The 18,826-nt window shown below is 33.0% G+C and carries 20 protein-coding genes; 18 read left to right on the top strand and 2 right to left on the bottom strand.

Translation table 11 applies throughout. The features are described 5' to 3' along the window. The first annotated feature begins 66 nt into the window (after positions 1 to 66). Positions 67 to 1,095, top strand: coding sequence for a glycosyltransferase family 9 protein (locus HUE53_RS07995; protein WP_060381341.1), 1,029 nt, complete (start codon positions 67 to 69; stop codon positions 1,093 to 1,095). 30 nt (positions 1,096 to 1,125) lie between these two features. On the opposite strand, the gene HUE53_RS08000 is transcribed toward HUE53_RS07995, so the two are convergent. Further along, entirely contained in the window at positions 1,126 to 2,181 is a 1,056-nt protein-coding gene (locus HUE53_RS08000; protein WP_065213867.1) for a ferredoxin--NADP reductase, read from the bottom strand. Between the two features lie 173 nt (positions 2,182 to 2,354). Between HUE53_RS08000 and HUE53_RS08005 the strand changes: the two genes are divergently transcribed. The 11 genes from HUE53_RS08005 to atpG all read left to right on the top strand — a co-directional run bounded on the left by HUE53_RS08005 (position 2,355) and on the right by atpG (position 12,997). After that, positions 2,355 to 3,968, top strand: a complete 1,614-nt coding sequence (locus HUE53_RS08005) for a galactose-binding domain-containing protein (protein WP_014165726.1) — start codon at positions 2,355 to 2,357, stop codon at positions 3,966 to 3,968. 149 nt (positions 3,969 to 4,117) lie between these two features. After that, on the top strand, positions 4,118 to 6,724 hold the full coding sequence (gene porW / locus HUE53_RS08010; RefSeq protein ID WP_065213866.1) for a type IX secretion system periplasmic lipoprotein PorW/SprE: 2,607 nt from the start codon (positions 4,118 to 4,120) through the stop codon (positions 6,722 to 6,724). Positions 6,725 to 6,727: 3 nt separating this feature from the next. Next, the gene (locus HUE53_RS08015; RefSeq protein WP_014165724.1) at positions 6,728 to 7,117 is read left to right on the top strand and encodes a bactofilin family protein; all 390 of its coding nucleotides are present in this window, start codon (positions 6,728 to 6,730) and stop codon (positions 7,115 to 7,117) included. Beyond that, the gene (locus tag HUE53_RS08020; protein ID WP_014165723.1) at positions 7,104 to 7,337 is read left to right on the top strand and encodes an AtpZ/AtpI family protein; all 234 of its coding nucleotides are present in this window, start codon (positions 7,104 to 7,106) and stop codon (positions 7,335 to 7,337) included. Before HUE53_RS08015 ends, HUE53_RS08020 begins: the two co-directional genes overlap by 14 nt. Next, positions 7,337 to 7,708, top strand: coding sequence for a hypothetical protein (locus HUE53_RS08025; protein ID WP_014165722.1), 372 nt, complete (start codon positions 7,337 to 7,339; stop codon positions 7,706 to 7,708). The genes HUE53_RS08020 and HUE53_RS08025 overlap by 1 nt, the downstream gene beginning before the upstream one ends. Positions 7,709 to 7,870: 162 nt before the next feature. Then, complete coding sequence (gene atpB, locus HUE53_RS08030; RefSeq protein ID WP_041253437.1) at positions 7,871 to 9,070, top strand: F0F1 ATP synthase subunit A; 1,200 nt, start codon at positions 7,871 to 7,873, stop codon at positions 9,068 to 9,070. A gap of 60 nt (positions 9,071 to 9,130) precedes the next feature. After that, positions 9,131 to 9,325 carry an ATP synthase F0 subunit C gene (locus HUE53_RS08035; protein WP_014165720.1) on the top strand — a complete coding sequence of 65 codons (195 nt, stop codon included), beginning with the start codon at positions 9,131 to 9,133 and terminating at the stop codon, positions 9,323 to 9,325. A gap of 86 nt (positions 9,326 to 9,411) precedes the next feature. Beyond that, complete coding sequence (locus HUE53_RS08040) at positions 9,412 to 9,912, top strand: F0F1 ATP synthase subunit B (RefSeq protein WP_014165719.1); 501 nt, start codon at positions 9,412 to 9,414, stop codon at positions 9,910 to 9,912. 12 nt (positions 9,913 to 9,924) lie between these two features. Further along, positions 9,925 to 10,458 carry an ATP synthase F1 subunit delta gene (atpH, locus tag HUE53_RS08045; RefSeq protein WP_065213865.1) on the top strand — a complete coding sequence of 178 codons (534 nt, stop codon included), beginning with the start codon at positions 9,925 to 9,927 and terminating at the stop codon, positions 10,456 to 10,458. A 32-nt stretch (positions 10,459 to 10,490) separates the two neighbouring features. Continuing rightward, positions 10,491 to 12,068: a F0F1 ATP synthase subunit alpha gene (gene atpA / locus HUE53_RS08050; RefSeq protein WP_014165717.1), complete on the top strand. Its 1,578-nt coding sequence runs from the start codon at positions 10,491 to 10,493 to the stop codon at positions 12,066 to 12,068. A gap of 71 nt (positions 12,069 to 12,139) precedes the next feature. Next, a complete protein-coding gene (gene atpG, locus HUE53_RS08055) occupies positions 12,140 to 12,997 on the top strand; it encodes an ATP synthase F1 subunit gamma (RefSeq protein WP_014165716.1) in 858 nt (285 codons plus the stop codon). Between the two features lie 59 nt (positions 12,998 to 13,056). Here the strand turns inward: atpG and HUE53_RS08060 are convergent, their stop codons facing one another. Continuing rightward, the gene (locus tag HUE53_RS08060; RefSeq protein WP_014165715.1) at positions 13,057 to 13,647 is read right to left on the bottom strand and encodes a riboflavin synthase; all 591 of its coding nucleotides are present in this window, start codon (positions 13,645 to 13,647) and stop codon (positions 13,057 to 13,059) included. A gap of 54 nt (positions 13,648 to 13,701) precedes the next feature. Here HUE53_RS08060 and pdxA point away from each other — a divergent pair, with 54 nt between their 5' ends. The 6 genes from pdxA to accC all read left to right on the top strand — a co-directional run bounded on the left by pdxA (position 13,702) and on the right by accC (position 18,776). Then, complete coding sequence (gene pdxA, locus HUE53_RS08065) at positions 13,702 to 14,739, top strand: 4-hydroxythreonine-4-phosphate dehydrogenase PdxA (protein WP_014165714.1); 1,038 nt, start codon at positions 13,702 to 13,704, stop codon at positions 14,737 to 14,739. Between the two features lie 184 nt (positions 14,740 to 14,923). Beyond that, entirely contained in the window at positions 14,924 to 15,442 is a 519-nt protein-coding gene (locus tag HUE53_RS08070; RefSeq protein ID WP_014165713.1) for a YceD family protein, read from the top strand. Positions 15,443 to 15,451: 9 nt separating this feature from the next. Continuing rightward, a complete protein-coding gene (gene rpmF, locus HUE53_RS08075; protein WP_014165712.1) occupies positions 15,452 to 15,646 on the top strand; it encodes a 50S ribosomal protein L32 in 195 nt (64 codons plus the stop codon). 166 nt (positions 15,647 to 15,812) lie between these two features. Continuing rightward, the gene (locus tag HUE53_RS08080) at positions 15,813 to 16,808 is read left to right on the top strand and encodes a beta-ketoacyl-ACP synthase III (protein ID WP_014165711.1); all 996 of its coding nucleotides are present in this window, start codon (positions 15,813 to 15,815) and stop codon (positions 16,806 to 16,808) included. Between the two features lie 28 nt (positions 16,809 to 16,836). Further along, complete coding sequence (gene accB, locus HUE53_RS08085) at positions 16,837 to 17,331, top strand: acetyl-CoA carboxylase biotin carboxyl carrier protein (protein ID WP_014165710.1); 495 nt, start codon at positions 16,837 to 16,839, stop codon at positions 17,329 to 17,331. A 95-nt stretch (positions 17,332 to 17,426) separates the two neighbouring features. Next, positions 17,427 to 18,776 (top strand): acetyl-CoA carboxylase biotin carboxylase subunit, encoded by a 1,350-nt coding sequence (gene accC, locus HUE53_RS08090; RefSeq protein ID WP_014165709.1) that lies wholly within the window; start codon positions 17,427 to 17,429, stop codon positions 18,774 to 18,776. The last annotated feature ends 50 nt before the right edge of the window (positions 18,777 to 18,826 follow it).

Genomic DNA, 18,826 nt, shown 5'->3' on the forward strand with positions numbered 1-18,826 from the left:
TTCAGAAAAACATTGATAAGATAAGTTCTTTACATTATCAATGTTTTTGGGTTTTAAAAAAATATTATGAAGCATCTATTGATTATTCGTTTATCAGCTATGGGAGATGTTGCTATGACAGTTCCTGTTTTAAGGGCTTTATCCTTAAAACATCCCGAGTTGAAAATTACAGTAGTTTCACGTCCCTTCTTTCAGCCTTTTTTCAACGGTTTAGAAAATGTTAGTTTTTTTCCAGTAGATCTGAATAAAAAACATAAAGGAATGATTGGACTTGTCCGATTATACAATGATTTGAAAAAATTAAATATTGATGCTGTTGCTGATTTTCATAATGTACTTCGTTCAAAAGTTATTAGAGGTTTATTTGCAGTCAATGGAAAAAAAGTAGCATTTACAGATAAAGAACGTAAGGATAACAAGGCATTAACTCGACCTAAAAATAAAGTTTTTGCTCCTGTAAAATCCATGTTTGAAAGACATAAAGATACGCTTGTTCGTTTAGGATTTTCTTTTGATCTATTAAATCCTCAGTTTCCAGATAAAGCCTTATTATCGGATCAAATTCTTGGTATAACAGGAAATAAAATGAATAAATGGATAGGAATAGCACCATTTGCTCAGTATGAGTCTAAAATATATCCATTAGATTTGATGCAAAAAGTTGTAGACGGCTTAGCAAAAGAAACGATTAAAATATTCCTATTTGGAGGAGGAAAAAAAGAAATAGAAAAATTATATCAACTTAAGAGAGATTATCCCAACGTTCAGGTAGTTGCAGGTAAAATTAAGCTTCAAGAAGAATTAAATTTAATTTCTAATTTAGATTTGATGCTTTCTATGGATTCAGGGAATGGACATATCGCCTCTATGTTGGGAGTTAATGTTATAACACTTTGGGGAGCAACTCATCCTTATTCAGGCTTTAGTCCTTTTAATCAACCTTTAGAAAATTGTCTCACAGCTGATAGAGAAAAATATCCAATGTTGCCAACTTCCGTTTATGGCAATAAAGAAGTAGAGGGGTATGAAGACGTAATGCGTACTATAGAACCAGAAATAATAATTAATAAAATTAAAAAGGATTTAGATTTATAAACAACCCAAATCCTTTTTCAAAATTATTTTTTATACATCATCAAAATCAATACTGATTTCAGCAGATGTTGGGTGCGCTTGGCAAGTTAAAATTAAACCATCTGAAATCTCTTTATCACTTAGGATAGAATTTTTCTTCATAATAGCGCTTCCTGAGGTAACTCGCGCGATACAACTACTACAAACACCACCTTGACATGAATAAGGAGCGTCCATACCTTGTTTTAAGATAGCTTCTAACAATGTTTGTTTTGTAGACATTTCAAAAGATTCTTCATCACCATCTAGTGTTACTGTAATCTTTGTGTGTTCAAAAGTGTCAGAAGAAGATGAATTATTTTCAATTGTTGGTGAAGTTGAAAATAATTCAAATTTTATATTTTTTTCTGCTATACCTTTTTCTTTTAGAGTACTATTAACATCATTGATCATTTCCTCTGGACCACATAAAAAATATTTATCAAACTCTTGACCAATATGTTTTTCATGAATTGTATGAACGACTGATTTATTAATTCTACCTGCTAATTGTCCTTCTATTTCTTCTTGACTGTACACATAGTGTACCGTTAACCTGCCAAGAAATTGTTTTTGCAATTCAGCTAATTGATTGTGAAAAATGGTTTCATTAGATGTCTTATTTCCATAAACTAACACGAAAGAACTTTTAGGTTCTTCTAATAAAACGGTTTGCAAAATAGACATTACAGGAGTGATACCACTACCAGCCGCAAACCCCATGTAGTTTCGTTGACGATCCACTTGTGGTTCAAAACAAAAACGTCCTTCAGGCAAACCAACATCTAGTATGTGTCCTTCTTTTAATTGTTCATTTGCAAATTTTGAAAAGGTTCCGTTTTTTATAGCTTTAATTGTTACACAAAATTCTCCAGAAGAAGGAGCGGTACATAAAGAATATGCCCTTCTTATTTCATGACCGTCTAAAGTTAATTTAATTGTAACGTATTGTCCTGCTTTAAATTGATAAAAATCTTTAAATTCTAAAGGAACATTAAAAGCTATTGAAATAGCATTAGGAGTTTCTCTTTTTACTTCTTTTATAGATAGTTTATAGAATATTGACATAAGTTTTGTTTTATACTACAAAGGTAAAAAAATATTAACTTTTATAAATTGTAATTTATAAATGTAATAATTTAATAATATTACTTTAAAAGTCCTTTTTGCTCTTTTTTTTGGACTTTTAGAATAAAATTTAAAAAGGATTTTTGTTTTATATTTGAAAAAAATAAATATCTATGAAAAAAATTTACTTATTATGTGCTGCTTTTTTTACAAGCTTATCAATAAAGGCACAAGAAACAACCTTTTTTGTACATGCCCATCAAGATGATGCGGTTTATTTTTGTGGTGTACCACTATTTGATAAAGTAAGCTCAGGTGTTAAGACAGTTGCAATTGTAACGAGTGCTTCAGATCAAGGAGCACATGATGGTGTTTATACCCCTGATGCTGGGGTAGGTATTAAAACACCTTTTTATGAAGCTCGTGATAACGGTTACAAAAAAGCCTTAGAATATTGTTATACGAATGGAAACTTGCCTTTAAATTTCAATGAAACGACTACAGAAGTGTTAATGGCTGGTAAAAAAGTACGCAAATGGACTTATGGAAATAATATTACTATGTATTTTCTGGATTTACCAAACGGAGATTGTTGTAGTTTGAATATGAATGGTTATTCTGCAAATAATTATCAAAGTATTGAAAAATTAAAAAAAGGAAGTATATCGACTATCACAAATGTTACGGGTACAGCAACTTATACTTGGTCAGAATTAAAAGAGACAATAAAAGCTATTTTTAATACAGAAAAGAGTACCACATCAAATGTTTATTCTACAGATGTAGATATGACAATTAATCCTGGTGATCATGCGGATCATTATATTACGTCAGTTTTAGCACTAGAAGCTATGGATGGTATAACTGGTTTTAATTCGAAATTACACACAGACTATCAATTATCAAATTTAGACATCCCTTTACTTTCAAATGCTGAAATTATAAAGAAAGTGTCTACATTTGGAGCGATGATATCTGGAATTGTAGCCAAAGGATATAGACCTAATAGACACTTTGGAACAAATTATGAGAAATGGTTCTTAACAGAAAGTATAAGAGATGTAGCAGATATTCATGCACAATTAGTAAATCTTAGCTCAGATTTAGGTGGGAATCCATATGCCGCCACTAATAATATTGCATTAAACAAAACAACAACAGTTAGTGGTTCAGATATACCATCAACAGATGGTCCGAAAGCGAATGATGGAAATATTGATACTTATTGGGGGAATACAGCTTATCCACAGTGGTGGAAAGTGGATTTAGGTGCTAACTATAATGTTAATGATATAACTGTAGTTAACTATTTTAAAGATACTAGATATTATAAATATACTGTTTTTTCATCTATTGATGGAGTAAGTTGGACTCAGGTAGCTGACAAATCTGATACTTCTAATGCTACAAAAGCTGGAAATACATTTACCTTTGATAAACCAGTTCAAGCTAGATATTTCAAGGTAGATATGAGTTTTAATTCCGTAAACCAAGGTGTTCATATATCAGAATTTATTGCTCATGGAGATTTAGTAAATACTAAGGTAAGATCTGTAAATAAAAATGTTAAATTTAGTTTTAAAAATCCAATAAAAAAAGGTGAACAATTAACTATAAATTTTGAAAAATTAGAAGATAATGAGGTTCAAATTTTTGATTTAACAGGGAAAAAGGTTTTCAATAAAAAAAGCAAAGATAATTCAATAACTATTGATACTGATATGTTAACCAAAGGTACATATATTTTAGATAGTAATAATTCGAAAAGTAAACTTGCTATTGAGTAGAAAAATTATAATCTTAAAAGTCCCAAAAGTTATTCCGCTTTTGGGATTTTTTTTATTTTTACTTCATTACTTTTTAAAAGAAGTGTACTTTTACCAGTCAAAATACTAAAAAAATATTTTTAGAGTTTATATTTAAAAATTACAATCGTTTGAAAAATTACCTAATATATATAGCATCTTTTGGACTATGCGCATTTGTCATTGCCTGTTCAACTAAAAAGGATACATTAATTTCTAGAAATTGGCATGCTTTAAACTCTAAGTATAACACGGTATACAATGGTGAGGTCGCTTTGCAATCAGGTATAGACGGACTAAAAAATGCTTATGTTGATGATTTTTGGGAAATATTGCCCGTTGAACGTATGCAAATTGAAGAAGAATCCTTTTTACCAGGGCAAAAAGGGAAAAATGTTAATTTTAGCCGTGCAGAAGATAAAGCCATAAAAGCGATTCAAAAGCACTCTATGAATATTGAGGGGAGAGAGCGAAATTCACAAATGGATGAAGCCCATCTACTATTAGGAAAAGCCCGTTATTATGATAAAAGGTTTGTACCCGCATTAGAAGCGTTCAATTATATCTTATACAAATATTCTAATTCAGACAAAATTTATGAAGCTAAAGTTTGGAGAGAAAAGACAAATGTACGATTAGAAAATGATGCACTAGCAGTTAAGAATCTAACGTTACTTTTAAAAAGACACGATTTACCACCTCATATAAAAGCAGATGGCAATGCGCTTTTAACACAAGCATATATCAATCTTGAAGAAAAACAAAAGGCCGTAAATTCCATAAAGAAATCTATTGAATATACTTCTAATAAAGAAGAAAAAGCCCGCTATAGATTTATTTTAGGGCAACTATACGAACAATTAAAATATAAGGATAGTGCTTCTATAGCTTTTCAAGAAGTCATAAATATGAAAAGACAATCGCCCCGTATATATGTTATTCAAGCACATGCCAAACAAGCAGGTTTAATAGACGTTACAAAAGACACACTAATCTTTACAAAAAAATATGCTAAATTATTGAAAGATAGAGAAAATCGTTCATATCTAGATGTCTTAAATCATCAAGTAGCACTTTTTTATGATCAACTCAAATTACAAGAAAAAGCTAAAAATTATTATAAGAAATCACTAAAATCTACCTCAAGTGACAGCTATTTAATGGCTTCTAATTATAGAAATTTAGCTAAAATTTATTTTGATCAAACAAAATACGAAATAGCGGGTAAATACTACGATAGCACTCTAACCAAATTTACTAAAAAGAATAGAGAATACTTTATAATCGAAAAGAAAAGAAAAAATTTAGACGAAGTCATAAAGTACGAAAAAATAGCCAAACATAACGATAGCATTATAAATCTGATTACGATGTCAGATCAAGAACGTATTTTTTATTTTCAAAAATTTATAAAAGAATTAAAGAAAAAAGATTCATTACAAGTCGCATTAGATCAAAAAAAACAAGTTATAGAACAAAATCGTGAGCAAAATAACCAACAAAATGATAATGTATTTTTTGATCCCAATATTGTACCAACTCCAGGTGGAAAAAGAGGTATTACACCATTAGGATTGGATGAATCCAAAAATTCATTTTATTTTTATAACCCCTCAACGGTAGCTTATGGAAAAGTAGAATTTACAAAAAAATGGGGTAAACGCGCTTTAGTTGATAATTGGAAATGGTCAGCGGAAATTCAAAATCAAAAAAATGAAGAGGTAAATCCAGTTAATTTAGAAGTTAGTAAAAATCAATCAGAAACAGTAACTATTAACGAAAAATATACCCCAGAGTTTTATTTAGTTAAGCTACCCACATCAAAAACAGTAATTGATAGTTTAACAAAAGAAAGAAATAATGCGTACTACAACTTGGGGGTGATCTACAAAGAAAAATTCTTTGAAAATAAAGTAGCTGAAGAACGTTTTGAACAATTATTGGCAAATAAGCCAGAAGAACGCTTTATACTTCCAGCCAAATATAACTTATTTCGCTTGTATGAAATTTCTGATTCAGAAAAAGCACAAAAGTTAAAGGCAGACATCATAGCAAATTATCCGAATACCCGATATGCTCAATTAGTGAACGGACAAATATCTGAAAATAAGGATCCAGAAGCTCCGCTTCAAGTGTATCAAAACTGCCATGTTATGTTTGAAAACCAAGAATATAAAGTCGCATTAGATAAGATAGATAAGTCCATGACATTGTTTTCTGGAGACCCCTTATTGCCTAAGTTTGAATTATTAAAAGCTTTATTGAATGGGAAAATACTTGGTTTGAATGCCTATCGTGAAGGCGTTCAAAAAGTAATTAATACATATCCTGATACCGATGAAGCTACAAAAGCAGAAGAAATTTTACGTATAGATATTCCAAAAATGGAACAAATGGTTCTGTCGGCAGATACAACCTCTGTTAAATGGAAAGTGTTGTATAAAGTAGGTGCAAAAGAGGATAAAAACACTAAAATTTTAATAGATAAGTTAGAAAAATATATAAAAGAGAAACAATATTATAAGTTTTTTGTATCTTACGATATTTATAACCAAACCGATAATTTTGTCGTAATTCATGGCATATCTTCTCGTGAATACGCACGTTTTCTAGTAGAATTACTAGCTAAAACAAAAGGTTACGAAGTAAAGGAAAACGCCATTGTTATTTCAAGTCAAAATTATTCTGTTATTCAAATGAAGAAAAATTTAAATGAATATCTACAACTAAAACTTTAATTTATGTTTGACAAAAAGCCCAAAAATTACACAGACCTACTAGGAAAAACAAATCGTATTGTTGAAGGAACTACAATCAAAGGGGACATCGAATCAATTGCAGATTTTAGATTAGATGGTCACTTGATCGGAAATTTTAACTCGAAAGCTAAATTAGTAGTGGGGCCTGCAGGAAGTGTTTTAGGAGATATAAATGCCCAAAATGTGGATATAGAAGGGAAAGCCGAAGGAAAAATAATTGTAGAAGAAATCCTAAATGTAAAAGCTACAGCTACTATAAATGGAGATGTAAGTTGTGGTAAATTAGCTGTCGAACCTGGTGCTAAATTCACAGCAACCTGTGTGATGAAAACAATTGCTCCTTCATTGAATGTTGTAAATGGAGAGCAATAATAAGGAAGAAAAAGGTAGGTTTAATGGAAACAAATGGCTCTCCCTTGTTACCATTCCGTCACAAATGGGAGTTACTATTTATTTGTTTTATAAATTGGGAGAATGGATAGATATAACATATCCCAGTTCTTATTTCTATTATAATAAAATCTTAACATTGTTCGGAGTCTTCATAGCTTTATATAATGTTATCAAACAAGTAAATGAAATTAATAAATAATGCTTATTAAAGAATTTTTAAAAAAGCTATTCCTAATAGGGATGGCTTTTTGTGTACTTAATTTTGGATATTTAATTTTATCCGATCAGCTAATTCCACCAGTTTTTTATCTAATACATGGTTTCTTTTTGTTTTTTTATCTATTAGGAACTATGATTATGGCATTCCTATTAGAAAATAAAAAAGATTTGGTAGGAGTAGGCTTTTTAGTCGTTATTACAAATATTTTTATTTTCACATACATTCTTAATAGATGGTTGTTGCAAAAGAATTTAATGTTTTCTAAATGGAATTTCTTTATTTTATTTATTGGATATTTAATTGCAATGACTTTTTTAGTAGGTAAAAAATTAAATCAGATTAAATTTTAACTATTTGATTGGCTGTGTTTAAAGGGACTTAATAGGTTTGTACAATTGTTGTGTTTGAATTTGAATACAGATTCATATATTTTTTTTTCAGCAATCGTTTTTCATATAAATAAAAAATGTACCTTTGCACCGAAATTTACGAACATAGAAATTTTATTTCCTATGATGATTACAAGAAAACCTGTATCATTACTAATGTCAGCCTTTATAGGCTTATTCTCTTGGGTAGCAATGGCTAACCCAATGACGGATTCAACTCACGGAACTTCAAAGCCAGCTCATGAGGCGCATGCTGTGGTACACGACACGGCTCATGCTGAAGGTGCACACGCAACGGCTGCTCATGAAGCTAGTCACGGCGGTCCTGTTGATGAGAAACCAGAAGTTCAAGCATTTATCAAGCATCACTTGTTGGATTCGCATGATTTCAACTTGTATGTCGATGGAGAAACGGGACACCATGTAGGTTTTCCATTACCCGTTATTTTAGTTGATAATGGTCTTCATGTGTTCATGTCGTCAGCTTTTCACAATGAGAAAGAATTGGCAGAAGTAGATGGTAACTTCTATAAAATGGTTCATGGGGTAATCTATAAATCAGATGTCGAAGGGACAATTACAAATGATCCGCACGGTCATCCAACAAATGCAAAACCTTTAGATTTTTCAATCACTAAAAACGTATTTTCGTTATTGGTAACGGCAATCTTAATTTTCTTTGCTTTCACATCGTTAGCAAAAACCTATAAAAAAGGAAATGCACTACCAACAGGTTTTGGTCGTGTGTTAGAACCACTAGTAATCTATGTACGTGATGAAATTGCTCGTCCAAACATCGGTGAGAAAAAATACAAAAAATTCATGCCGTATTTATTAACGGTATTCTTCTTAATCTGGACCTTGAACTTAATTGGTTTAACCCCGTTAGGAATTAACGTAACAGGTAATATTGCCGTAACTTTATGTTTAGCTTTATGTACTTTAGTGATTACAAACGTAAGTGCTAATGCCGATTACTGGAAACACATTTTCTGGATGCCAGGTGTACCCGTGCCTATGAAAATAGTTTTAGCACCTATTGAAGTTTTAGGGATCTTCACAAAGCCTTTCTCGTTAATGATTCGTTTGTTTGCAAACATCACAGCAGGTCACTCAGTAGTAATGGGATTAATCGCGATTATATTCTTATTCAAACAACAGTTAACCGCTGGTGGAGCTGTGGGCGTATCGTTAGCATTAACCTTATTCATCTCAGTAATTGAATTGTTAGTAGCATTCTTACAAGCATTCATCTTTACTATGTTATCATCATTGTTCATTGGTATGGCGGTTCAAGACCACCATCATGATGACCATCATTAATAGAATAAAAAAGTAGAATTTTTTTAAAAAATTGTTTAATTATTATATAAATCTTTTATTATGACAATTCCAAATTTAGTAGGTGCTGGTTTAATCGTAATCGGAGCTGGTTTAGGTTTAGGTAAAATTGGTGGATCTGCAATGGATGCTATTGCTCGTCAACCTGAAGCTGCTGGTAAAATCCAAACAGCGATGATCATCATCGGTGCCTTATTAGAAGGTTTAGCATTCGGTGCCTTAATCTTAGGTGCTTAATCAGTTTAAATTACGCTTTGCAACGGTTGGTTGCAAAGTGTAGTTTTATTTAACCTATTTTTATTAATTAAACAGAAACAGCAATAATGGAAAAAATATTTAATGATTTTGGATACGGACTATTCTTTTGGCTAATTGTAATTTTAACGATTCTAATTGTTTTATTAGCTAAATTTGCTTGGAAACCCATCATGGAGTCTATAGAAACTCGTGAAGAAGGTATTCGTAGTGCATTACAAGCCGCTGAAAATGCTAAAAAAGAAATGCAAGAATTACAAGCTAACAACGAGCGTATCCTAAACGAAGCACGTGCAGAGCGTGATACTATGATAAAAGAGGCACGTGAAATTAGAGAAAAAATGATTGCAGATGCTAAAGAAGATGCTCAAGCACAAGGATCTCGCTTAATCGAACAAGCTAAGGCGTCTATAGAAAGTGAGAAAAATGCTGCAATGGCAGAATTAAAAATGCAAGTATCTACTTTATCTTTACAAATTGCAGAAAAAATCTTAAAAGACCAATTATCAAGCAATGATTCTCAAGTTAAGTTAGTTGAGAAAATGTTAGATGAAGTAAAATTAAACTAATAATAGAAGTATATGTCAGGTAACAGAGCCGCAGTACGATATGCAAAAGCAATTTTAGATGTTGCTACTTCTAAGAGTTCCGCTCTTGAAGTAAATAATGATATGACTTTAATTGCTAAAACTATTCAAAATAATGCTGAATTAGCCTTGTTTATAACGAATCCAACTTTGAAACTTCAAATAAAATATAATGCTTTATTGGAAGTTTTTAAAGAGGCTACGGCTGTAACGAAGTCTTTATTCCAGTTGTTATTAGCAAACAAACGTTTTGAACTTTTAGAAAAAGTAGCTACACAGTATACAAAACTATATGATGAGGCTAATGGAGTGCAATTAGCAACGGTAACTACCGCTTTTGCTATGACTCCTGAGTTAGAAGCAAAAGTATTAGTTAAAGCAGGTACTTTAACAACTAAAAAAGTTACTTTAAAAAATATTGTAGATCCAACTATTATAGGAGGATTTGTACTGAAAATTGGTGATAAGCAGTATAATGCTTCAGTAGCTAATAGTTTATTAACATTAAAAAGAGAATTGAGTAATTAATTATAACACGAAAGTGTAAAAATTATAAAACAATGGCGGAAATCAAACCAGCTGAAATTTCAGCAATATTAAAGCAACAATTATCAGGTTTTGAATCTGGTGCTACTTTAGAAGAAGTAGGTACTGTACTTCAAGTAGGTGACGGTATTGCTCGTATTTATGGGCTTTCTAATGTACAATATGGTGAGTTAGTGGTTTTTGAAAACGGTATGGAAGGTATCGTATTGAACCTTGAAGAAGATAACGTAGGGGTGGTTTTATTAGGACCATCTACAGGTATCAAAGAAGGGTCAACTGCTAAAAGAACACAACGTATTGCTTCTTTAAAAGTTGGTGAGCAAATGGTAGGTCGTGTAGTAAACACTTTAGGTCAACCTATTGATGGTAAAGGTCCTATTGGTGGTGACTTATACGAAATGCCTTTAGAGCGTAAAGCACCAGGGGTAATTTTCCGTCAACCAGTAACTGAACCAATGCAAACAGGTATCAAAGCGGTAGATGCTATGATTCCAGTAGGTCGTGGTCAGCGTGAGTTAGTAATTGGTGACCGTCAAACGGGTAAATCAACAGTTTGTTTGGATACGATTATCAACCAAAAAGAGTTTTTTGATGCAGGTAAACCCGTTTTCTGTATCTATGTAGCAATTGGCCAAAAAGCCTCTACAGTAGCTTCAATTGCTAAAACGTTAGAAGAAAAAGGAGCTATGGCTTATACAGTTATCGTTGCTGCTAATGCTTCTGACCCAGCTCCAATGCAAGTGTATGCTCCTATGGCAGGTGCTGCTATTGGTGAGTATTTCCGTGATACAGGCCGTCCAGCTTTAATTGTTTATGATGATTTGTCGAAACAAGCTGTTGCTTACCGTGAGGTGTCTTTATTGTTAAGAAGACCACCAGGACGTGAGGCTTACCCTGGAGACGTATTCTACTTACACTCTCGTTTATTAGAAAGAGCTGCGAAAGTTATCGCTGATGACGATATCGCTAAAAATATGAATGACTTACCTGACTCACTAAAACCAATCGTTAAAGGGGGAGGGTCATTAACGGCTTTGCCTATTATCGAAACACAAGCGGGTGACGTTTCTGCGTATATCCCAACGAACGTAATCTCGATTACTGACGGACAGATATTCTTAGAGTCTGATTTATTCAACTCTGGGGTACGTCCAGCAATTAACGTAGGGATCTCTGTATCTCGTGTAGGAGGTAATGCCCAAATCAAGTCTATGAAAAAAGTATCTGGTACTTTAAAATTGGACCAAGCTCAGTTCCGCGAATTAGAAGCATTCGCTAAATTCGGTTCTGACTTAGATGCAGCTACATTAAATGTAATTGAAAAAGGTAAACGTAACGTAGAAATCTTAAAGCAAGGTTTAAATTCTCCTTTTACGGTAGAAGACCAAGTTGCAATTATCTATGCGGGTACTAAAAACTTATTAAGAAACGTACCAGTAGCTAAAGTAAAAGAATTCGAAAAAGATTATTTAGAATTCTTAAACAACAAACACAGAGATACTCTAGATGCTCTTAAAGCAGGTAAGTTTGATGACAACATCACTGATGTTTTAGAGAAAGTAGCAAAAGAAGTATCTGCAAAGTATAACTAATAAAGTAAATAGTGAGTAGTGATTAGTAATTAGCTAATCACTATTTGCTAGTCACTAATTACTATAAAAAAATGGCGAATTTAAAGGAAATCCGTAATAGAATTACATCCGTTTCATCAACGATGCAAATTACATCCGCAATGAAAATGGTTTCGGCAGCAAAGCTAAAAAAGGCGCAAGATGCCATTACAGCTATGCGTCCTTACGCTGAAAAATTAACGGAGTTATTGCAAAATCTATCGGCTACTCTTGAAGGTGAAGTAGGTGGAGCTTATACGACGCAACGTGAAGTAAAGAAAGTACTTTTAGTAGTTATTACTTCTAATCGTGGTTTGTGTGGAGCTTTTAACTCTAACGTGGTTAAGGAAGTAAAAATCCTTACGGATAAATATCAAGGTGCTCAACTTGATGTGTTGGCTATTGGTAAAAAAGGAAACGATACATTGCGTAAAACACATAATGTAATTGCTAACGAAAGTACAATTTTTGATAATTTAACTTTTGATAATGCTGCCACTATCGCTTCTAAATTGACTGATAAGTTTATCGCTGGTGAATACGATACAATTGAATTAGTATACAATCAGTTTAAAAATGCTGCTACTCAAGTAGTAAAATCAGAACAGTTCTTGCCTCTAGCTCCTATTGCTAAAGGGAATGCTGTGTCAGGTGATTATATTTTTGAGCCCTCTAAAGAAGAAATTATTATGACTTTAATTCCTAAGTCATTAAAAACACAATTGTATAAAGCCATTCGTGATTCATTTGCTGCTGAGCATGGAGCACGTATGACAGCAATGCACAAAGCAACTGATAATGCTACAGAATTAAGAAATCAGTTGAAATTAACCTATAATAAGGCACGTCAAGCTGCAATTACAGGAGAAATCCTAGAAATAGTAGGTGGAGCTGAAGCCTTAAATGGATAATATCATCTAATTATTCATATAAAAAAGTCCCACTCTGATTAGTGGGACTTTTTTTCTTTTTAAAGATTTAAAGATTTTAATCTAGCAACATATTTGCCTAATACATCAAATTCAAGATTTACTGTACTACCTACTTCAAAAGCATGAAAATTCGTGTGTTCATAAGTGTAAGGAATAATTGCTACACTAAATTCATTGAGCTTTGAATTGACTACAGTCAAACTGGTTCCATTAACTGTTACGGAACCTTTTTCTATTGTAATGTTTTTAAGAACCTTATCGTATTCAAATGTAAAGTACCAGCTGCCATTTGCTTCTTCTATATATTTACAAACGGCTGTTTGATCTACGTGTCCTTGTACGATATGACCATCCAGTCTGTCTCCTAATTTCATAGCACGCTCCAAATTAATGAGATCTCCTGTTTTCCACTTACTTAGATTTGTTTTGTCAATCGTTTCTTTTATTGCGGTAACAGTATATACATCCTCATTAATATCAACGACTGTAAGGCATATTCCGTTATGAGCTACGCTTTGATCTATTTTGAGTTCTTTTGTTATAGAAGATTGTACTGAAACATGAATGTTTTCGCCCTCTTTTTCAAGAGCAACAATCTTACCTAGAGTTTCTATAATTCCTGTAAACATTAACTGATTAATTTTAGTAAATTTGTACTCAAAATTAGTACAAATATTAAAGCGATGACAAAAAAGCCTGAAAATATAATGGTCGGTATTTCAATAGGAGATCTAAATGGTATTGGTAGTGAGGTTGTGTTGAAATCATTCGAAGATACTCGTATGCTTGAATTGTGTACGCCTATTATTTTTGCTAATGTTAAGATTGTTTCGTATTTAAAAAAACAACTTAATTTAAATGTTAATTTACATGGTATTGACAAGATTGATCAAGTTGTAGTAGGCAAGGTAAATGTTCTGAATGTTTGGAGAGAAGGAGTGAATTTAGAATGGGGAGTAGAAGAACAACACGTAGGAAAATACGCTGTAAAGTCTTTTGTGGCAGCCACACAAGCTCTGAAAGAAGGCAAGATAGATGTGTTGGTTACAGCTCCTATTAGCAAGGTTAATATTCAAAGCGAAGATTTTTCTTTTCCAGGGCATACAAATTATTTAAACCAAGAATTAGACGGAGATGCCTTAATGTTGATGATTCAAGATTCATTAAGGGTAGGTTTGTTGACGGATCATGTGCCTATTAATGAAGTAGCATCTCATCTTACCGAAGAGTTGATATTAAAAAAAATAAAAACAATTAATCATTCTTTAATCCAAGATTTTCAGATTAATAGACCTAGAATAGCAGTATTAGGTTTGAACCCTCATTCAGGAGATCACGGTGTCATCGGACAAGAGGAAGAGTTGATTTTAAAGCCAACATTAAAAAAGTTATTTGAAGAAGGTGTAATGGTTTTCGGTCCTTTTTCAGCTGATGGCTTTTTTGGAAGTGGACAGTACGAAAAATATGATGCAGTAGTGGCTGCTTATCATGATCAAGGATTAATTCCTTTTAAAACGTTATCTTTTGGTAAAGGAGTTAATTATACTGCGGGATTAAATAAAATTCGTACCTCCCCAGATCATGGAACTGGTTTTGATATTGCAGGAAAAGGAATTGCAAATCCAGTTTCCTTTACAGAGGCTATTTATGCCGCTTTAGATATTTTTAAAGCCAGAAATATTTATGAAGAAATAGCTACAAATCCATTAAAAACAAAATAAAATGAGTTATAAACAAAAAAATGTTCATAACCCTTTTGATTTTATAAATAATTTATATCTTTGCACACCCTAATTAAGGAGCAAGTTGTTGTCAGAATGAAACGGAATTGGGTTTAAGTCTTTGATTAAGAGGTTTTAAAGAATAACGTTCCGTCTGAACCTATTAAAAATGTAGATTTATCTGATGAAAGTTACGAATGAATATTTAATCCCCTATGTGGGATTGAAGATAGGAAAACACCAGTTTGAATACCTAATTAGTAAGGCGTTCTTTGATTGCTTTGAATATGACGAATTTGATTCGGCTAATATAAAAGTAAGTTTGGTATTAGAAAAACAAAGTAGTATGCTTGAACTGAACTTTAAGCATAATGGAACTGTAAATGTGTTATGTGATGTAACAGGAGAACCTTTTGATTTACCAATTAAAGGGGATTTACGGTTGATTGTACGTTTTGGAGAAGCGTATAATGACGAAAATGAAGAATTGTTAATTCTTCCGTTTGGTGAACATCAAGTAGACGTAGCACAGTATATATATGAGATGATTGTTCTTTCAATACCTTTTAAAAGAGTAAGTCCTCAAGCTTTAGAAGAAGAGGAAGCCTTTGAAGAAACAGAAATTGCAGAAGAGCAACATATAAAAGAAGAAGAAATTGACCCACGTTGGGCAGCATTAAAGAAACTATTAACGGATAAATAATTTTGTAAAATGGCACATCCTAAGAGAAGACAATCGTCGACAAGAAGAGACAAGAGAAGAACTCATTATAAAGCAACTGTTGCTCAAATTGCTACTTGCCCAGTAACGGGTGAAGCACATTTGTACCACAGAGCTTACTGGCACGAAGGAAAAATGTATTATAGAGGTCAAGTAGTTATTGATAAATCAGTAGCTGTTGCTTAATATGTTTTTTTAAAGACACATGAATAACTCTCACATTGTGAGAGTTTTTTTGTTGAAAATGATTCATTTTTGAAAAAAATGAACCATTTTTGTGTCTTTTTTATAGAAATTTTGTAATTTCATCAACTTTTAGAATTGACCTTTTAAAGGTTCAAAATAAGACTTTATGAATAAGATTACTGCCGCAATTACTGCTATAGGTTCTTATGTTCCAGACTTTGTTTTATCTAATCAGGTTTTGGAAACAATGATCGATACCACAGATGAATGGATCACCACACGTACGGGGATCAAAGAACGAAGAATCTTAAAAGAAAAAGGAGCAGGTACTTCCTATTTGGCTATTCAAGCTGCTAAAAACCTAATTGAAAAATCAGGAATTGATCCCAAGGATATTGATATGATTATTCTGGCAACAGCCACTCCTGATATGCCTGTTGCATCTACAGGTGTATATGTTGCATCGCAAATAGGGGCTGTTAATGCGTTTGCTTATGACCTTCAGGCTGCTTGTTCTAGCTTTTTATACGGAATGTCTACTGCTGCGGCCTATATACAATCGGGAAGATATAAAAAAGTATTACTAATTGGAGCAGATAAAATGTCTTCAATTATAGATTACACAGATAGAGCTACCTGTATTATCTTTGGAGATGGTGCAGGTGCTGTTCTTTTTGAACCTAATGAAGAAGGGTTAGGATTGCAAGACGAAGTGTTAAGAAGTGATGGAATTGGTAGAGAATATCTTAAAATAGATGCAGGGGGATCTATTCTGCCTGCCTCTAAAGAAACGGTCGAAAAAGGAATGCATACAGTTTTCCAAGATGGAAAAACAGTGTTTAAGTATGCTGTTTCTGGTATGGCTGATGTGAGTGAAAAAATAATGCAACGAAATAAATTATCACATGATGATGTGAATTGGTTAGTGGCTCACCAAGCTAATAAACGTATAATAGATGCTACCGCTGAACGTATGGGACTTGATGAATCGAAAGTTTTGATCAATATTCATCGTTATGGAAATACCACATCGGCTACTTTGCCACTTGTATTGTGTGACTTTGAAAAACAATTAAAAAAAGGAGATAATATCGTTTTTGCTGCATTTGGTGGAGGCTTCACATGGGGAGCTATTTATTTAAAATGGGCATATAATTCATAAAAACATAATAAACCAAAATCGAAATATCATGGATATTAGAGAAATTCAAAACCTAATTAAGTTTGTAGCTAAATCAGGTGCTACCGAGGTAAAACTAGAGATGGACGATTTTAAAATCACTATCAAAACTACACCTGAAGGTACTGAAACCGCTACGTTTGTACAACAGGTACCAATGCAGACAGCTATTCCGCAAGTACCAGTTGCTGCTGCTCCAGCACCAGTTGCTGCTGTCCCAGCTACGCCAGTTGTAACAGAATCAGTTGCTGAAGAGACTTCTAAATATGTTACTGTAAAATCGCCTATCATTGGTACATTTTACCGTAAACCAGCTCCGGATAAACCAATGTTTGTAGAAGTGGGTTCTTTAATTTCTAAAGGGGATACTTTATGTGTTATTGAAGCAATGAAGTTGTTTAATGAAATTGAAAGTGAAGTATCTGGTAAAATTGTTAAAATTCTAGTAGATGATGCTTCACCTGTTGAGTTTGATCAACCATTATTCTTAGTAGATCCATCATAAGTTATTTTAAATGCTAAATTTTGAATGATGAATGTCAGTCGTTTATCATTCAAATAATTTAAAATTTATCATTCAACATTTAAAATTTCATTAAAATGTTTAAAAAAATACTAATCGCTAACAGGGGAGAAATTGCACTTCGTGTAATTAGAACTTGTCGTGAAATGGGAATTAAAACAGTTGCCGTTTATTCTACAGTTGATGCAGATAGTTTACATGTGAAATTTGCTGATGAGGCTGTATGTATAGGACCTGCTCCTAGCAATCAGTCTTATTTAAAAATGTCCAATATTATTGCAGCTGCTGAAATTACCAATGCTGATGCAATTCACCCAGGATATGGATTCCTTTCAGAGAATGCTAAATTCTCCAAAATTTGTCAAGAACACGGAATCAAATTTATTGGAGCTTCTCCTGAAATGATTGAGAAAATGGGAGATAAAGCAACGGCCAAAGCCACTATGAAAGAAGCAGGAGTGCCTTGTGTTCCTGGTTCTGATGGAATTTTAGAGTCATTAGAAGAAGCTAAAAAAGTGGCCAAAGAAATTGGTTATCCAGTAATGATGAAAGCTACAGCTGGTGGTGGCGGTAAAGGGATGCGTGCTATTTGGAAAGAAGAAGAGCTTGATAAAGCTTGGGAAGGGGCTCGTATGGAAGCTGCTGCTGCTTTCGGTAATGATGGCATGTATATGGAGAAACTTATTGAGGAGCCTCGTCATATCGAAATCCAAATTGTAGGTGATTCTTTTGGTAAAGCTTGTCATTTATCAGAAAGAGATTGTTCTGTACAACGTCGCCATCAAAAACTAACCGAAGAGACACCTTCTCCATTTATGACGGATGAATTACGCCATAAAATGGGAGAGGCTGCTGTGAAAGCTGCTGAGTATATTAGTTACGAAGGAGCAGGAACAGTAGAGTTTCTAGTAGATAAACACCGTAATTTCTACTTTATGGAAATGAATACTCGTATTCAGGTAGAACATCCAATTACAGAGCAAGTTATTGACTATGATTTAATTCGTGAGCAAATTTTAGTAGCAGCAGGTGTGCCTATTTCGGGTAAAAATTACTTACCGCAGTTACATTCTATAGAATGTCGTATTAATGCAGAGGATCCTTATAATGATTTTCGTCCTTCTCCGGGTAAAATCACTGTTTTACATGCGCCAGGAGGTCATGGAGTGCGTTTAGATACACATGTGTACGCTGGGTATACAATACCGCCTAATTACGACTCAATGATTGCTAAGTTAATTACTACGGCACAAACTCGTGAAGAAGCAATTGCTAAAATGAAACGTGCTTTAGATGAATTCGTAATAGAAGGAATAAAAACAACTATTCCTTTCCATAGACAGTTAATGGACGAGCCTGATTATGTGGCAGGAAATTATACAACTAAGTTTATGGAAACTTTCAAAATGAAAGAGCCTAAAAATTAAATAAAAAATTTGTACTGCACCCAAAAGTTTAGACAAATTTAAACTTAATT

It is taken from the genome of Flavobacterium columnare, from assembly GCF_014844295.1.
Taxonomy (GTDB): Bacteria; Bacteroidota; Bacteroidia; order Flavobacteriales; family Flavobacteriaceae; genus Flavobacterium; species Flavobacterium columnare.

Bases quoted from the DNA above. Each gene is read 5' to 3' on its own strand.
- HUE53_RS07995 (WP_060381341.1), top strand. From the start codon at position 67: ATGAAGCATCTATTGATTATTCGTTTATCAGCTATGGGAGATGTTGCT.
- HUE53_RS08000 (WP_065213867.1), bottom strand. From the start codon at position 2,181: ATGTCAATATTCTATAAACTATCTATAAAAGAAGTAAAAAGAGAAACT.
- HUE53_RS08005 (WP_014165726.1), top strand. From the start codon at position 2,355: ATGAAAAAAATTTACTTATTATGTGCTGCTTTTTTTACAAGCTTATCA.
- HUE53_RS08015 (WP_014165724.1), top strand. From the start codon at position 6,728: ATGTTTGACAAAAAGCCCAAAAATTACACAGACCTACTAGGAAAAACA.
- HUE53_RS08020 (WP_014165723.1), top strand. From the start codon at position 7,104: ATGGAGAGCAATAATAAGGAAGAAAAAGGTAGGTTTAATGGAAACAAA.
- HUE53_RS08025 (WP_014165722.1), top strand. From the start codon at position 7,337: ATGCTTATTAAAGAATTTTTAAAAAAGCTATTCCTAATAGGGATGGCT.
- atpB (WP_041253437.1), top strand. From the start codon at position 7,871: ATGATGATTACAAGAAAACCTGTATCATTACTAATGTCAGCCTTTATA.
- HUE53_RS08035 (WP_014165720.1), top strand. From the start codon at position 9,131: ATGACAATTCCAAATTTAGTAGGTGCTGGTTTAATCGTAATCGGAGCT.
- HUE53_RS08040 (WP_014165719.1), top strand. From the start codon at position 9,412: ATGGAAAAAATATTTAATGATTTTGGATACGGACTATTCTTTTGGCTA.
- atpH (WP_065213865.1), top strand. From the start codon at position 9,925: ATGTCAGGTAACAGAGCCGCAGTACGATATGCAAAAGCAATTTTAGAT.
- atpA (WP_014165717.1), top strand. From the start codon at position 10,491: ATGGCGGAAATCAAACCAGCTGAAATTTCAGCAATATTAAAGCAACAA.
- atpG (WP_014165716.1), top strand. From the start codon at position 12,140: ATGGCGAATTTAAAGGAAATCCGTAATAGAATTACATCCGTTTCATCA.
- HUE53_RS08060 (WP_014165715.1), bottom strand. From the start codon at position 13,647: ATGTTTACAGGAATTATAGAAACTCTAGGTAAGATTGTTGCTCTTGAA.
- pdxA (WP_014165714.1), top strand. From the start codon at position 13,702: ATGACAAAAAAGCCTGAAAATATAATGGTCGGTATTTCAATAGGAGAT.
- HUE53_RS08070 (WP_014165713.1), top strand. From the start codon at position 14,924: ATGAAAGTTACGAATGAATATTTAATCCCCTATGTGGGATTGAAGATA.
- rpmF (WP_014165712.1), top strand. From the start codon at position 15,452: ATGGCACATCCTAAGAGAAGACAATCGTCGACAAGAAGAGACAAGAGA.
- HUE53_RS08080 (WP_014165711.1), top strand. From the start codon at position 15,813: ATGAATAAGATTACTGCCGCAATTACTGCTATAGGTTCTTATGTTCCA.
- accB (WP_014165710.1), top strand. From the start codon at position 16,837: ATGGATATTAGAGAAATTCAAAACCTAATTAAGTTTGTAGCTAAATCA.
- accC (WP_014165709.1), top strand. From the start codon at position 17,427: ATGTTTAAAAAAATACTAATCGCTAACAGGGGAGAAATTGCACTTCGT.